The 16,403-nt window shown below is 68.2% G+C and carries 8 protein-coding genes; all 8 read left to right on the top strand.

The genetic code is table 11. The features are described 5' to 3' along the window. The first annotated feature begins 6 nt into the window (after nt 1-6). The 8 genes from gsiD to KHO18_RS10365 all read left to right on the top strand — a co-directional run bounded on the left by gsiD (nt 7) and on the right by KHO18_RS10365 (nt 16,397). Entirely contained in the window at nt 7-912 is a 906-nt protein-coding gene (gene gsiD, locus KHO18_RS10400) for a glutathione ABC transporter permease GsiD (protein ID WP_211943138.1), read from the top strand. 7 nt (nt 913-919) lie between these two features. Further along, a complete protein-coding gene (locus tag KHO18_RS10395; protein ID WP_144203486.1) occupies nt 920-1,948 on the top strand; it encodes a DmpA family aminopeptidase in 1,029 nt (342 codons plus the stop codon). 1 nt (nt 1,949) lies between these two features. Next, the gene (locus tag KHO18_RS10390) at nt 1,950-2,777 is read left to right on the top strand and encodes a M55 family metallopeptidase (RefSeq protein WP_144203483.1); all 828 of its coding nucleotides are present in this window, start codon (nt 1,950-1,952) and stop codon (nt 2,775-2,777) included. Nucleotides 2,778-2,847: 70 nt separating this feature from the next. Next, the gene (locus KHO18_RS10385) at nt 2,848-3,594 is read left to right on the top strand and encodes a hypothetical protein (RefSeq protein WP_144203481.1); all 747 of its coding nucleotides are present in this window, start codon (nt 2,848-2,850) and stop codon (nt 3,592-3,594) included. A 419-nt stretch (nt 3,595-4,013) separates the two neighbouring features. After that, on the top strand, nt 4,014-6,404 hold the full coding sequence (locus tag KHO18_RS10380; protein WP_244844693.1) for a filamentous hemagglutinin N-terminal domain-containing protein: 2,391 nt from the start codon (nt 4,014-4,016) through the stop codon (nt 6,402-6,404). Further along, the gene (locus tag KHO18_RS10375; RefSeq protein WP_377731795.1) at nt 6,389-8,143 is read left to right on the top strand and encodes a ShlB/FhaC/HecB family hemolysin secretion/activation protein; all 1,755 of its coding nucleotides are present in this window, start codon (nt 6,389-6,391) and stop codon (nt 8,141-8,143) included. The genes KHO18_RS10380 and KHO18_RS10375 overlap by 16 nt, the downstream gene beginning before the upstream one ends. Before the next feature lie 11 nt (nt 8,144-8,154). Further along, complete coding sequence (locus KHO18_RS10370) at nt 8,155-8,961, top strand: peptidyl-prolyl cis-trans isomerase (RefSeq protein ID WP_211943137.1); 807 nt, start codon at nt 8,155-8,157, stop codon at nt 8,959-8,961. A 62-nt stretch (nt 8,962-9,023) separates the two neighbouring features. After that, a complete protein-coding gene (locus KHO18_RS10365) occupies nt 9,024-16,397 on the top strand; it encodes a two-partner secretion domain-containing protein (RefSeq protein WP_211943136.1) in 7,374 nt (2,457 codons plus the stop codon). The last annotated feature ends 6 nt before the right edge of the window (nt 16,398-16,403 follow it).

Genomic DNA, 16,403 nt, shown 5'->3' with positions numbered 1-16,403 from the left:
GCCGGCATGACTGAGCTTTCCACGCCCGCCGCGGCAGCATCCCCGATTACCGCCCCGGAGGCCGTCCGCACGCCCTGGACCGAGTTCTGGCGCAAGTTCCGCAAGCAGCACCTGGCCCTGGTGGCCGGCGCCTTCGTGCTGATGCTGGTGGTGATTGCGGTGCTGGCGCCGTACATCGTCCCCTACGACCCCGAGAACTTCTTCGACTATGACGCGCTGAACGCCGGCCCGTCCGCCGCCCACTGGATGGGGGTGGACTCGCTGGGCCGCGACATCTTCAGCCGCATCCTCGCCGGCACGCGCATCTCGCTGGCGGCCGGCTTCTTCTCGGTCATCATCGGCGCCATCATCGGCACCGTGCTGGGCCTGCTGGCGGGCTACTACGAGGGCTGGTGGGACCGCATCGTGACCCGGCTGTCGGACGTGCTGTTTGCGTTCCCCGGCATCCTGCTGGCCATCGGCATTGTGGCCATCCTCGGCAACGGCATGACCAACGTGATCTTCGCCGTGGCCGTGTTCAGCGTGCCGGCGTTCGCGCGGCTGGTGCGCGGCAACACGCTGATGCTCAAGGGGCTGACCTATGTGGAGGCGGCCAGGAGTATCGGGGCGTCCGACTGGACCATCCTGATGCGGCACATCCTGCCGGGTACGGTGTCGTCCATCGTGGTGTATTTCTCGATGCGGATCGGCACGTCGATCATCACGGCCGCCGGGCTGTCCTTCCTGGGCCTCGGCGCCCAGCCGCCCACCCCGGAATGGGGCGCGATGCTCAACGAGGCGCGCGCCGACATGGTCACCGCGCCGCACGTGGCCATCTTCCCGAGCCTGGCCATCTTCCTGACCGTGCTGGCGTTCAACCTGCTCGGCGACGGGCTGCGCGACGCGCTCGATCCGAAGATCGACCGCCGGTGACACCCGCATGACCGCCAACGCGCCCCCCGTGGTCGGCAACCTGCCGGCCGGCTCCCGCAACGCGATCACCGATGTGCCGGGCGTGAGCGTCGGTCATCGCACGCTGGCGGATGGCGCCTGCCAGACCGGCGTGACGGTGATCCGCCCGCACGCCGGCAACGTCTACACCCACAAGGTGCCGGCGGCGGCCGTGGTGCTCAATGGCTTCGGCAAGAGCATCGGGCTGGTGCAGGTGGAGGAGCTGGGCGTACTGGAGACGCCCATCGCACTGACCAACACGTTCGGTGTGGGGACCGTGGCGCAGGCGCAGATCCGCGCGGCGATTGCGGAGAACCCCGAGATCGGGCGCGGCTGGCCCACGGTCAATCCGCTCGTTTTCGAATGCAATGACGGCTACCTGAACGATATCCAGGCGATGGCGGTGCAGGAAGCCGACTACGCCGAGGCGCTGGCGGCTGCCGGGGCCGAGGTGGCGCAGGGCGCCGTGGGCGCCGGGCGCGGGATGTCGTCCTTTGGCGTGAAGGGCGGCATCGGCACGGCGTCACGCATGGCCGGCGGTTACACCGTCGGCGCGCTGGTGCTATCGAACTTCGGCACGGCCGAGTCGCTGATCTATGCGGGCGAAGCCGTGGGCGGCAGGCTGGCGGAGCGTCTGGCCCAAGAGAAAGGCCCGGAGAAGGGCTCGATCATCATGGTCGTGGCCACCGATGCGCCGCTCGACGCCCGGCAGCTGCGGCGCCTGGCGCTGCGCGCCGGCACGGGCCTCGCGCGTACCGGGTCGGTCTTCGGCCATGGCTCCGGCGACATCGCGCTGGCCTTTTCCACAGCCTACACCGTGCCCCATCTGGCCGATATGCCGATGCCTGCCGTGCCGATGGTCCACGAAGCGCGGCTCGACCCGCTGTTCCGGGCCGCCGCCGACAGCGTGGAGCAGGCCATCGTCCATGCCCTCTGGCACGCCCAGCCGGTGACGGGCCGCGACGGCCACCATCGCGCGGCGTTGCGCGAGTTGCTGCCGGACCTCTCCGAGACCTGATATGAAGATCCTGATTTCCGCCGACATCGAAGGCGTGGCGGGCGTATTCCACGCCGAGCAGACGCGCGCCGGCAACGGCGAATACGAGCGCGCGCGCGCCTGGATGACGGCCGAGGCCAACGCGGCCGTGCAGGGCGCATTCGCGGGCGGCGCCACCGAAGTGCTGGTCAATGACTCGCACGGCGGCTTCCGCAACCTGCTGCCGGACCAGATCGACCCGCGCGCGCAACTGGTGCTCGGCAAGCCGCGCTACCTGAGCATGATGGCCGGCGTGGAGCACGACTGCGACGGCGTGTTCATGATCGGCTATCACAGCCGCGCGCAGGGCCGGGGCGTGCTGGCGCACACCATCAACAGCAGCGCCTTCGCGCGGGTCTGGTTCAACGGGCTGGAACTGGGCGAGGCAGGCATCTATGCCGCGCTGGCTGGCGAGTTCGACGTGCCCGTGCTGCTGGCCAGCGGTGACGATGTGTTCATCGCCGAAACCCAGCCGCTGATGCCCTGGGTGCGCTACGTGCAGACCAAGACGGCCGGCGGGCAGGGCAGCGGCACCACGCTGTCACCGGCGGCCGCGCGCGATGCCATCGCCCACGCGGCGGAGGCCGTGACGCGCAATGCCATCGCCCATCCCGAGGCCCGCTGCCTGGAACTGGCCGGCCCGGTCAACTGCCGGCTGCAAACCATGTCCTCCGCCTACGCCGACCTGTTCTGCCAGTGGCCGGCCTTCGAGCGCGTGGACGGCGTGACGCTGGCCTTCACGGCGCCCACCGTGCAGGCCGCCGTGCGCATGCTGAACTGCTGCTCGGCCATGGCCTTCATGCTGAAGTAGCGATAAATGGTGGCGGCGGGGCGCGCGGTGCGACAATAGCGCCCGTTCCCCGGATTTACCCCTCGTCACCATGAAGCAGGCCCCGCCCGGCGGCTGGATTCCCGTTCGCAAGGATTTTGTCGATCCCGCCGCCACACGCTGCCACGCGCGTGGCGCCAAGGGCGGCCGCCACCACGGCTTTCCCGAGGGCCACGCCTATATCCTGCGTGGGCCGGATGGCCACGAATACCCCTTCGGCGCCGACTGCGCCCGCGCCGCGCTAGCCGAGCCGGCATGGCTCGACCAGGTGCCCGACTACACCGAGCGCGACGCCGTGCCGCGCCTCCCCGATTTCACCGACGTGCCCCCGCCGCGCCGCAGCCGCAAGGCCACCGCCGCCGAGCTGGAACTGGCCCGCCGCAACGCCGCCACGCGCTACGTGGTGCTGCGCATGGAGAAGGTGGCCGCCGTGCCGCGCGTACAGCCAACGGTACGCTTCCCGGCGCTGGAAGACCTCTACCAGCAGATCGCACAGGGCGGGGCGCTCTCCAGCGCGCAGGTGACCCGCGTGCTGGCCATCGAACGCAGCGCCGCCACGCCAGCCAAGCTCCGCATGCTGAACCTGCTCGACGTCTACACCGCGCACGTGAAGCTGGAACGCCTGATCGCCGCCTCGAACAACCTCGACAACATCCGCTTCCTGCGCAGCCTCCACGACTGGCTGGCGCGCCACCTTGTGCTCTCCACGGCGCAACTCGACGCCGCCGGCATTGTCATGCATCCCCACGCGTTCCGGTCCGCCTGGCCGAACGCGGGTGGGGAGGGGGAGTTGTTCTAGGGCGCGCAGGCGTGGTCCTGCAAATCCCACGATTGAGGGGGGGACCTCCCTCGTCAGTGGGGGAGGCTTGGGGCGTCGGCTCGGACACCTTGCGACGGGCTGCAATACCCCGCATCGACAGTTAACGGCATGCTGCGCAGTATCTTTAACCTCATGTCCTGATGTAACTGGCTTGGGGTGTGGGATACCGGGTATACGCGCATCGCCGTGCGCAGCGCGGCCTGAATTTAATCTCGCTTATTTCTCCCTTAAAAATTCCGAAACTGCATCAAATTGCAACGTTGCAGCCCGCCCACGCAGCGGGCATTTTTGGCCGATCGGCTATTTGAGGCAGATCCTGCCTTTGTTATCTTCCGGCCCCGAAAGCCGCTGTGCTCGTCAAACGTGCGGCGCAGGATAAGAAAGAAGGGAGTAGGTCGTTGTATCGAGTACGGGGGGTTCTTGCCCGGCTGCCGCGTGGGGCCGCCGGATGGGTCACGGGGCTGAGCCAGTTCGCGCTGGCCGCGCATTGCCTGGCCGCCGGCGTTGTGCCGGACGGTGGCACTGCCACCACAGCCGTCACGGGCGCCGATGGCCGTATCACGGTTGGCGTGGCTGGCGCCGTGGGCGGCGTCTCCACGAATACCTATCGCGAATTCAACGTGCCGCGTGCCGGGGTCGATCTCGACAACTCGGCCGCGCGCGCACGCACCATCCTCAACCAGGTCACCGGCACCAATCCGTCCCTGCTGGAGGGCCAGCTCAGCGTGCTGGGCCCCCGCGCCAACGTGGTGATCGCCAATCCCAACGGCATCAGCGTCAACGGCATGGTGGTGCGGAACATGGGCAACCTGGCGCTGACCACGGGACAGGTCACGTTCAACGATTTCACGGTCAATGGGCAGTTGCAGCGCAACCTTGTGCTGAACACGCGTCAGGGCGCCATCGACATTGGCCCCGGCGGGCTGTCCGGCACGCTGCTGAACCTGGAGTTGATCGCCAAGCAGCTGCGTATCGCCGGCAAGGTGGAGAACCTGTATGCCGATGCGAACGCACGCGTCCGCGCGGTGGTGGGTGACAGCCATGCCGAGATCGACGCCAGCGTTTCCCCCACTGACAACCTCTCGCCCTGGATTGCCTACAGCGCACCGTCCGCCACGCCGGCCAATGGCATCGCGCTCGACATCACGGCTGCCGGCAGCCTGATGGCGGGCCGCATCGAACTGATGGTGACGGACCAGGGCGCTGGCGTACGGCACGCCGGTGCGGCTTACGCAACCGCCGGCGACTTCGTGGTGTCGGGCAGCGGCGACCTGCGGCTGGCATCGGGCCGCATCGAGGCCCATCGCGATGTGGTGGTGGCCAGCGGCGGCTTGCGGGGTACGGGAACCGTGGCGGCGGGGCGGCACGTGTCGGTGGCCTCGGATCGTGTGGAGTTGGCCAACGCTGCGATCCAGGCCGGCACCAAGGGCGCCGGGGACATCGTGATTGGCGCCAGCGGCCAGGTCCATACCGAACCGGTACGGCTGGCCGATACGACGCTCGATGCCAGCGGCGGCATCGGCCTTTTTGACGCGGGCACGGCCATGCAATTGACCGGCACGCGCGCCTCGGCAGGCGGGCACCTGATCGTCGGCGCCCATGACGTGGCACTCGATGGAACGGTGCTGACGTCCGTGGGCGGCGCCGCCAACATCGACGCCGCCGGGCGTTTTGCCCTGCGTGACAGCGACATCCTGGCCGCCACCGACATCAGGCTGCACGCCGGATCGATCGGACTCGAGTCGGCAGCAGGCCAGTCCACCGTCGTCGCCCGCAGCGGTGGCGTGCTCGTGCAGGCCGATGGCGACATGGTCAACCTGGGCGCGCTGGTGCAGGGCCAGACGCGCATTCAGGATACGGCGGCGTCCCTCGGCGCGGTCACGGTGCAAACCGGAGGCTCGCTCCGCAACGAATCGACGCCAGATTCCCTCGGCATCCTGTTCGGCGTCAACGACGACGTCGTGGTGCGCGCTGGCGGCGACGTCATCAACCGCCGTGCGCGGATGCTGTCCAACGCCCGGCTTGAAGTGACCGCTGCCGGCGACCTCGTCAACGAAATCACCAAGACCGATGGCGCCAGCGCCGAGCAGCCCGTCATCGGCGCATCCTCCGGGCGGCGCTGGCTGGTGCTGTCGAAGCGCAGCAATACCTTCGATATCGACTACGGGGCGGTAGAGCGCCCGAGCCAGGCCGCCTACCTGCTTTCCGAGACCGGCACCACGCTGAGTGGGCGCAATGTGATCAATACCGGGGGCAACATCTACGCCAACAACGGTTCGATCGTCGTCAAGGCGGCCGATACGTTCCGGACCGAAGGCGTCACCAGCGGCGCCGCGCACCTCTCGCGCACGTGCATGATCGTGTGCCGGACTTCGGCCTCCTCGACGACAACCGTCAGCGGCGGCCTGCTGTCCGCCGGCGGCGATATCGACATCACGGCGGGCCGCGTGGCCGAGAATATTGGCGGGCGCGTGCTAGCGGTGGGCAACCTCTCGGTCAACGCGCCGGTAACTTATGCCACGGGCGTTACCGGCTACACGGCGATCGCCCGGGACCGCGGTTTCAAGGTGTTCTTCGGCGACACCTGGGCGCGGCTGTATGCCATGGACGTGGGCGGGAGCTGGATGGCCACGGGCCGCACGCGCCTGAGCGGCGACGCCGTGATCGATGGCGGCAGCCTGGACGGCGAGGTGACGGTGGCCGGGACCACCACGGTGGTGCGGCCCAGGCAGCAGGACCCGGTCAGCATCGAAAGCCATGTGGGGTTGACGTCATGGGCATGGCGATGAGCACCCGGCACGTAGTGGCATGGGCGGCTGCCTGGACGGCCGGCACGGCAGCCTGGGCGCAGGCGCTGCCGCCGGGCCCCATCGTTCCGGAAGACCCCGCCCAGCGCCTGCTGCGGGAGCAGCGCCAGCGCGACCTGGAGCGCGAGGCCACGCAGCCGCCGGCCCGCATCGACAGTGGCGCCGTGGTGGCGCCCGACGCGCGCGTGGAAGACGTGGCGGAGACCTCCGCCACCTTCGACATTGCACGGATCGACGTGGTGGGCAACACGGTGCTGTCCGATGCCGAAGTCGCAGCCATTACGGCGCCATTCGTCGGCCGGGCACTTGGTACCAATCGGATCAACCTGCTGCTGCGCCGCTTTACCGAGGCGTTCGTGGCACGCGGTTTCATCACCACGCGCGCCTACCTTGGCGAGCAGAACCTCGCCAGCGGCGTGCTGGTGGTGACCGTCGTGACGGGGAAGGTGGAAGCCCTCCAGCTCAACGGCCGCACGCTCCGGCCCGGCAGCGCGCCGCTGTTCGATGCGGTGGGTGGCGGCTGGGTGACGGATGCCGGCACGGCCTGGCAGTTTCCGGGGCCGGGCGACACCCTGCGCCTGCCCGATCTGGAGCAGGGCGTAGACCAGCTCAACCGCCTGCGCCGCAATCGCGCGGAAATGCAGATCCTGCCGGGCCAGACCCCGGGCGGGTCGGTCGTGGCGCTGACGAATCCGCCCGGCGACCGCTTCCGCTTCAACGCCGGCGTGGACAACTATGGCAGCCGCAGCACGGGCATCGCCCGCACGCGGCTTGGCATGGATGCGGACAACGCGCTGGGGCTGCAGGAATCGTTCTCGGCCAGCTATGTCGGCACCACCGACACCAATGCCGCCGTGGCTTCGGCGGCGCTGCCATTCGGCTACAACACGTTCAGCTACACGGCATCGCTGTCGGAGTACCAGAACACCATCGGCGATACGGCGCTGCTCTACGGCCGCAGTATCGGCCATACCTTTGGCTGGAACCGCGTGATCACGCGCGGGCAGACCGGCCGGCAGGCGCTCGACTTGACCCTGACGTGGCGCAAGAGCGAGCGCGATATCAACAACCTGCAACTCGATCCGCAGCGGCTGACCGTGCTGCGCGCCGGCTGGAACGGCCTGTGGCGCTTTGCCGCCAATGGCATGCAGGGCTACGTGACCGCCGACGCTGGGTACTCGCGTGGCCTGACATCGCTGCACGCCACGCGCGATCCGTCCGATATCCGCCAAGACGAGGCGCACGCCCAGTTCAACAAGCTCGACGCCAGCTCCACGCTGCAATTGCCGCTCCCGCCGGTAGCCGGCGGCGCGGTGCTGGCGTGGCGCGCCCAGCTCACGGGCCAATGGACCAACGTCGCGCTGTTCGGCTCGGAGCAAATCTACGCCGGGGGCATGAGCACCGTGCGCGGCTTCCGGGAAGGCGTGATTGCCGGGGATCGCGGCGCCTATCTGCGCAACGAGCTGGCCTGGGCCAATGCGCCCGTCGTGGCCGGCATCCGCATCGAACCCTATCTCTTTCTCGACGGCGGCGAGGCCCAGTACGTGGCCACCCGCCAGTGGCAGGCCGTGGCTGGCGCCGGGGCAGGCGTCCGCCTGTCGGCCCAGTGGGCCGGCCAGACGCTGAGCGGCGAACTGCTGGCCGGCGCGCCACTGGCCCAACCCGCGAACCTCGGCCCCAAGCGGACCGTCTTGCTGGCCACGCTGAACTGGATCTACTAGGAACCCAAACCATGCAACCGATTCTCTCCCGCCTCGCTGCCGGCGTCGTTCTGGCGCTCGGCCTCCATGTTGGCCACGCCGCAACGGTCAATGGCGTGACGATCTCCGGCGCCGCCATCGTCGAGGCAGCAAAGGCGGCTGGCCTGCCAGACACGCCTCAGTCGCGCGAGGTGATCAAGCAGCAATTGATCGCGCGCGAGCTGTTCCGGCAGGAAGCCAGCAAGGACAAGGCGCTGGAAGGCCGCCCCGAGGTGCAGACGCAACTGCGGGAGGCCCGCAACCAGATCTTGACGCAGGCATGGTTGAAGGACCGGATCAAGCCTGAGCCGGTGACGGACGCGCAGGTACGCGGGCGGTACGACGCCATCGTGGCGTCGCTGGGCGCCATGGAGTACAAGGCGCGCGTGATCGAGCTTGCCGATGACGCGGCGGCCGACAAGGCGCTGGCCCGGATCAAGGCCGGCGAGGACTTCGCCAAGGTCGCCCAGGACATGAGCCTGGCGCCCACCCGCGCCAGCGGCGGGGCGCTGGACTGGGTCAGCTTCAAGGTGCCCGCGCAGGAAGGCCGTACGCAAAGCCTGCCGCTGCCGCTTGCCGAAGCCATTTCCACGCTCCCGGCGGGCGGGGTGAGCCCGAGCCCGGTCACCTGGAACGCCCGCCGCTACCTCGTCAAGGTGGACGCCTTGCGTCCGACGCAGGTGCCGTCGTATGACGCGGCGGCACCGGGCATCCGGCAGGCCCTGCAGGCGCAGGCGCTCGAACGCGCCACGGTGGCCCTGGTCACCAGCCTGCTGACCAAGGCAAAGATCACCCAGTGACCTGCCGCCATCGTCAGTAATCCCCGTCCTTGCCGCCCCCTGGAAGAACTCGTAGGAACGCCATGCAACGCGACCGCTCGGCCACGCCGTCCGTCCACGCCCTGAACATTCACGCCCCGACCGCCGCGACCTTCCCGACGGATACGCGGGAGCCAGCTTCGCTGGCCGAGCGGGGCCGGCGCAGCCTGCTTGCACGGGCGGTGGCGGCGACGGTGGCCGTCACGTTGTGGCTCGGGCCGGTGCAGATCACCCTGCAGCAAGCGCGGCAGGCGGCGGGCGCGCTGGCTGCGGGGGCGACGGACGTCGATGCGCTGGCCGTGCACGGCGGCGCCGTGCGGCAGGGGTTGTTGCGCTGGGCGGTGTCGAAGCTGCCGGTGTTGCTGCGCTTCGGGCCAGCAGAGGCGCTGGCCGCGCCGATTACCGATCCGAACGCGCCGGTACGCTTCACGCCGTCGATTTCGGTGACCACGGGGCCGGGGGCGCCCGATGGCGGTGTGCCGGTCGTCGGCATCACCACGCCGAACGCGCAGGGCATCTCGCTGAACCAGTATCGGACGTTCGTGGTCGATCCCATCGGCCTGATCCTGAACAACAGCGCAACCGGCGGCGGCGCTTTCCTGGGCGGGCAGGTCGCCGGCAATGCCAACCTGGCTGCGTCAGGGCCGGCGCGGCTGATCGTCAACCAGGTCACCAGCAGCGCGCCGGCGCAAATCAACGGCACCGTGGAGATCTTCGGCGCAGCGGCGGGCCTCGTGATTGCCGCGCCCGGAGGCGTCTACACCAATGGCGCGGGGTTCACCAACACCAGCCAGGTGACGCTGACCACCGGCACGCCGCAATGGCTGTCGGCCGCCGGCACCGCCACGAGCTTCGACACCGCCGCCACGGCGGGCTTCCTGGTGGAAGGCGGCAGGATCCAGATCGGCAATCCCACGCCGGGCAGCGCTGCCACGGGCATCGAGGGCACGGTCGGCAATATCAGCCTGATTGGCGAGTCGATTGGCATTGACGCCGCGCTGAACGCGGGCAAGCAAATCAACGTGGTGGCCGGCCGCCAGCTGGTGACGCCGCTGGGCGATGGCTTTGCCACTGCCGCAGCCGGGGCAAACAACGCCGCCGCCAATGCCAGCGCGAGCAACGGGCTGGCGATCGATGCCACGGCGTTCGGCGCGATGAACGCCGGCCAGATCCACATCATCAGCACGGCGGCGGGCGTGGGCGTGCGCGCCGATGGCAACCTGGCGGCATCGGCCGGCAATCTGACCATCGATTCGGCTGGCAACCTCAAGGTAGGCAGCACCTATGCCAAGCAGGCGGCGGCGCTCAATGCGGGCGGCGCGATGGTGGCGTCCGGCAATGGCCAGGCAGAGGCAGGCTACACAGCTCAGGCGGGTGGGGATGTCACGCTGGGCGGCACGCTGGAGTCGGGCCGGGCGCTGACCGTGACGGCTGGCGGCGCGATCAACGGAGCCGGCGGCGTGAAGGCCGCGGAGGCGGTGACGCTGGATGCCGCTGCCAGCGTGGACGTAGGCGGCGCCGTCAGTGGCGCCACCGTGCTCGTCAAGGCGGCAGGGCAGGATGGGCGCGGCGATATCCGGCTCGGCGGCGACGTGACGTCGCCGGGCGCGATCCGGTTGCAGGCGGCACGCGACACCCTGATCGACGGCAACGCGGTGTCGGCCGGAGACCTCGACCTGGCATCGCAACGCAACCTGACGATTCGCGGCGCGGCCGGCAGTACGGCGGGCAACGTCGCGCTGACGGGCGTCACCGGGAGCGTAACCACCAGCGGCAACGTGGTGTCGCCGGGCACGCTGACGGTGACGGCTGGCACAGACGCCGTGCTGGGCGGGCAGGTGCTGTCTACCGGTGCGCTGAACGTGACGGCGCAGAACGGCAGTATCAGCACGAGCGGGGAGATCGGCAGCAACGCGGGCCTGACGCTGACCGCTTCCCGTGATGTCACCGTGGGCGGCCGGGCACAAAGTGCCGGCGACACCCGCATCCGCGCGACGCAAGGCAATGTGGCGATCCAGGGTGCCCTGACCAGCGATGGCGCGGCGGACATCGGCGCCGGCGGGAGCGCCATGGTGGCGGGCAGCCTGTCCAGCGGTGGCAATACGACGCTGACGGCTGCGGGCGGATCAGCGACGGTCAGCGGCGCGCTGACCAGCCTCGGCAACGCCACGGTGAGCGGCGCGCAGGACGTGACCATGTCGGGCAGCACGCTTGTGGGCGGCAACCTCGGCGTGGCGGCGGGCGGCTCGGCGAATGTGAGCGATCTGACGTGGATTGGCGGTGACGCCACGCTGCGCGGCAATGACGTGACGATCGGCGCGGCGGCCACCGGCAACGGCAACGCGGTGAACGGCAAGCTGGACGCTGCCGCCACGCGCGCGCTGACCCTGTCCGGGAACAGTACAGGTACGAACGTCTCGTTGAGCGGGGCAACCATCGTCAACCAGGGTGTCACCGCTGCGGTACAGGCCCTGAGTGTGGGAGGCGGCACCGTCATCAATGCCGGCACGATGGCCGGCAACACGGCCGCGTTCAACGTCGGCAACCTGACGAACCGGGGCACCATCGGCGGCCAGACCGTGGACGCCACGGTGACGGGGGCGCTCGACAACGCGTACGGGCTGATTGCCGGTGCGCAGCGCCTCGACGTGACCGCCGGCACCCTGGCCGCGAACCAGGGCGGCACGCTGTTCGCGGGGGACCTGACCGGCCAGAGCCCGCTGACGGGCAATCTCGGCTTCACGGTATTGGGTGGCAACGGCAGCTTCAATAACGCGAGCGGCCAGATCCTGGCGGGCAACAACCTGACGGTCAACGCGCTGAACCAGGTCTTCGACCCATCGGCAACGAGCACCGGCAGCCTCAACGCCAACGGCACGCTGACGCTGGGCGCGCTGGCCATCAACAACACCGGCACCTGGACCGTGCCGGGCGGCAGCGTGGTGCTCAATGCCAGCCAGGGCATCACCAACAGCGGCACGATCCAGAAGGCTGGCGACCTGTCATTGGCAACTGGCGGTACGTTGACCAACACGGGGCAGATTGTCGGTGGCAGCAACGTTTCGCTGTCGGCTGGCAATTTGTCCAATACCGGCACGATGCATGCCAACGGCAACCTCGCGCTGGACGGCAACGTCACCAACCGTGGGGTGGCGGAGGCGCTGGGTGACATCTTCGTCACGGGTTCGAACTACGACAACACGGGCGCGAAGACCCAGGCCAATCGCGACGTGAAGATCGACATTGGCGGCACGGTGTCGAACACCGGTGGCGTGCTCGGCGCGAACCGCGACATGCATATCGCTGCCGGGGCGGTCGTCAATGACCGGACCGGGCCGGTGGATGCCGGCAGCACGACCGGCAAGGTGACGAACGACGCGCTGCTGGACGCGACGGTGATCGGCAGCTATCGGCCGTGGGTGGGTGGCGAGGGCAATTGCGAGGGCTGCTCCGATTCCGGGCCGAAGCCAGGTAATCCGCTGGATATCCGCATTGGAGATGTCACGCGCAATCCCGATGGCATGACGGTATCGCCTGTCATCGGCTATGTGCCGTTCTACAACGGTGGCGAGGGCGGCATCGTCTATTTGCCGATGTGGCACCTGGGACCGAACGAGCCCGGAACGGGTAACCCGGTCGTGGCGCTTCCGACGGTCGACCGCACCGTCATCAGCCAGACGGACGGCGTGGCCGGCCAGATCATCAGCCGGGGCAAGCTCGAGATTGCCGCCTCAACGCTTTCCAACAAGGGCGGTGCCATCTCCGCAGGCAGCGACCTGACGCTGAACGTGGGCCTACTCGACAACGGCCGCTCCGCCACGCTGGTGAACAGCGTGACCGACCGCGTGAACGCGGGCGAACTGAGCGCGTTCCTGGCGCAGTTGGTGCAGTTGGGCGCCAACGTCGACGGGACGATGCCGGACACGACGCAGATGATGTTCGGCACCCCGGCACCCGGATGCCAGGGCGACAGCTGTAGCGCGCCACCGCTGACCGCATCGCCGATGAACGTGGGGGTTGCGGCAGATAACTCGGCCGTCAGCGCGCCCACCCAGTCATCGACCATCTACCAGCTTGGCAAGGCTGGCCAGATCACCTCGGGGGGCAATCTCGCCCTGACTGGCACCGGTGACCTGACCAATGCCGGGGACATGGCGGCGGCGGGCAAGGTGACCATCACCACGCCCGGCACGTTCACCAACCAGGGTGTCCATGACATCCAGGTGAGCACCCGCCAGGGGTGCGTGCCCGGTGCCGATTGCCCGGACGACAGCGCGCCGACGGTCCAGTCCGTCACGTGGCAGCAGACGCCCAGCACGGTGGCGGCGGGCCAGACGCTGGCCATCAACGCGGCGAACGTGAGGAACCTGAGCGGCACGCTCGCCGCGCAGGGCAACGTGGACATCACGGCGGGCGGCACGGTCACGAACCAAGCCGGCGCCATCCAGTCGCTGTCGGGCGATGTCTCGATTACGGCGGCGTCGCTGGTTAACACCTCGCTCGACCCGGTGCAATTGCGCAAGAGCTACGGTGGCCAGAATCCGTCCTATGCGGGCGGCTGCAACCCCGGCGGCACCTATGGGAACAGCCAGTGCTCAGCGATGGAGGACGCGGCGGCAGGGCCGGCGGCGGTCATCAGTGGCGCGCGCGATGTCTTCATTCAGGGCGGCAGCGTCAACAACCACGGCGCGCTGATCAGCGGCGGCCGCAATGTCAGCGTGCAAGCCACGAGCGGCGTGGACAACACAGCCATCGCGCTCAATGCGGACTGGGTTGGTCGCTGGCAGGAAGACCGCAGCGGCGGCGACCGCTGGCACGATACCGGCGGCCGGGCCGCCATCGGCAACATTGCCTCGGGCATTCAGGCCGGCAATGCGCTGTCCGTGAATTCGGGCGGCCAGATCGTCAATACCGGCAACCTGATGGGCGCGGCGGTGGACATCACCGGTGCCGCGATGGTCAACGGCATCACCAGCCCGAACCAGCCGACGCCCCCGGCTGCCCCGCCAACACAGGTCATTTCACTCGGCCCGCCGCCGGTGCCGGCTGGCTCGCTGCCGGCCGCGACGCCCACGGCGGACCCGACCGAACCGTGGCAATTCACTCCGGTCATCGTGGCGACGCCTGCCGCGCCCACGGCGGGTGGGCCGGCCACCGTCGACTGGCACTTCAACGCCAAGCCGGACGGCACGCCGCTGACCGCGCCGACGAACACCGGCGGCCGTGCCCAATACGTCAACCCGAACCCGGCGACGGGCGTGCTGGCCGGCGTGACGCCGGATAGCCTGCTGGGCCAGTTGCCGCCGGAACTGCGGCCGGGCAACGTCACGTTCTATTACGACCCGTACACCGAATCGCAGAAGTTGAATCAGGCCGCCTTGCAGCAGACGGGCCAGGATAGCTTCATCAGCGGGCTGGCGTGGGACAGCCAGAACAATCTCTCGGTCGATGACCAGGAGAAGCTGGCGCTGTACAAAAACGCGGCGGACTACGCCAAGGAACACAGCATAGCGCTGGGCACGGCGCTGACCGACGAACAAGTCCACGCGCTGGACAAGCCGATGCTCTGGTACGTGGAGCAGGCCGTGCCGGACCCGCGCTGCACGGTGGCCAGCACGGCCTGCGGCAGCGTGAACGCGCTGGTGCCGCAGGTCTACCTGCCGGACGGCTACGTCCAGGCGCTGGCGACGCCCAACGGCGGCGCGATCAGAGGGCAAAACGTCAGCCTCGATTTCGACGGCCAACTGCGCAACAGCGGCCAGATCACGGCCGGTGATTTGCTGCAGGTGAAGGCGGGCAGCCTTGACCTGAGCCCGAACGTGGTGGACATCGGCACGAATGCGTACAAGGCGCAGGGCGGCTGGAATGTTGTGACGGGAACGGTGGTGCAGCCGGGCGGGTTCCTGTCGGCGATGCGCATGGACATCGACGCCGGCACGATCCACGCAGTGAACGACGCCTTCCGCATCACCCGTGCCGACGGCACCGTGGACGAGGAAGCCAGCGCGGCGCTGGTGGCGCAATTGAAGGAGAGCCTCGGGCTGAACTACACCGAGGACACGCTCCAGGACGACATCCACACCCGGTTTATCAAGGAAAAGAAGGGCTTCGGCATCATCGGCCAGATCGTGGCGATGGTGGCGGCGGTGGCGATCTCGATTGTCACGGCGGGGGCGGGGGCGGCGCTGATGGGCGTAGCCATGGCCCAGATGACGATCGCCCAGGCAATGATTGCCGTGGCCATCGATGCAGCCATCTCGGCCACGCTGTCGAGCATGGTGACCCAGGTCATCACAACCGGTTCGTTGAACATCGGCGCGGCGCTGAAGGCGGGCGTTGTGTCTGGCATGACAGCTGGGGCGACCCGAGGCATTACAGCGGGATTTAACCTCGGTGACACCGGTATTGGTAGCTTTGGCGACAATCTTGCCCAAGGTAATTGGGCGGCGATGCAGGATAGTGTCGTCAATTACATGGAGGCAACCGTCGTCCGCTCAGCGGTCAGTGCTGGCGTGAATACGATTGCTTATGGCGGGAGTTTTGGGCAGGCGTTTACGGGTGGGCTGGTAAGGGATGCGGCGGCGCTCGGGGCCAACGGCATTGGTGTGAATGCACCGGGCATTGGCATGCCGGGCTCGGATCCGTCGACGATCCTGACCAACGTATTGGGACATGCGCTGGTGGGTTGCGCTGCGCAAAGCCTGAGCGGTGGGGACTGTGCTGGTGGCGCGATTGGCGGGGCGGCTAGTGCTATTGCGGCGCCGTTGATTCGGGACGAGGTCTACGCGGGCAGCAATGTCGTCAACTACAGCGATGACAAGGTTCGGCAGGCTCTGACGGTTGGGCTTGCGACGCTGATTGGAGGAGCGACTGGCGCGCTATTGGGGGCCGATGTTACCTCCGCCGGGATGGCGGCGCAGAATGAGGCGCTGAACAATGCGACGAGCGGTTCAAAGAAGCCAACGGTTCCTGACGAAGTGCGCAAACTGCTTGAGCAGCAGCGGCGTGCGTTTGGTCAGGCAGGCACGGTCCCCAATTCGGGCAACGGAGTCGCGCCCCCGATGGTTGGGCCGAGCCCGTTGGTCCTTGGCGGTGCGAAGGGCGGTGCACCGAACTTCATCGTTTCGTCAGGAGGGACTGTCTACCCAGTTCCCAACGGCGCAACCGGTCCCACCCCAGTCTTGAACCCAGGGGGCAATCAAACCGGCGTAGCGTTCACGGGAGGGGCGGGCGGTGAAAATGGGAAAGTTTCAACGATACGGATTATGGATCCGACTCAACCGAGGGGGGCGAGTCCGGGCTATCCGGATGGATATGTAAAATATGAAAACTCGGCTCAGCCAAAGCCGCAAGGAGTTGATCCATATACTGGAAAAACTTTGCCGAATTCACAGTCGCATTTTCCAATAACCAAGTGAGGAAAG

The organism is Cupriavidus campinensis (assembly GCF_905397395.1).
Taxonomy (GTDB): domain Bacteria; phylum Pseudomonadota; class Gammaproteobacteria; order Burkholderiales; family Burkholderiaceae; genus Cupriavidus; species Cupriavidus campinensis.
The sequence above is the reverse complement of the archived record's forward strand: the minus strand, read 5'-3'. Positions and strand labels throughout refer to the sequence as shown.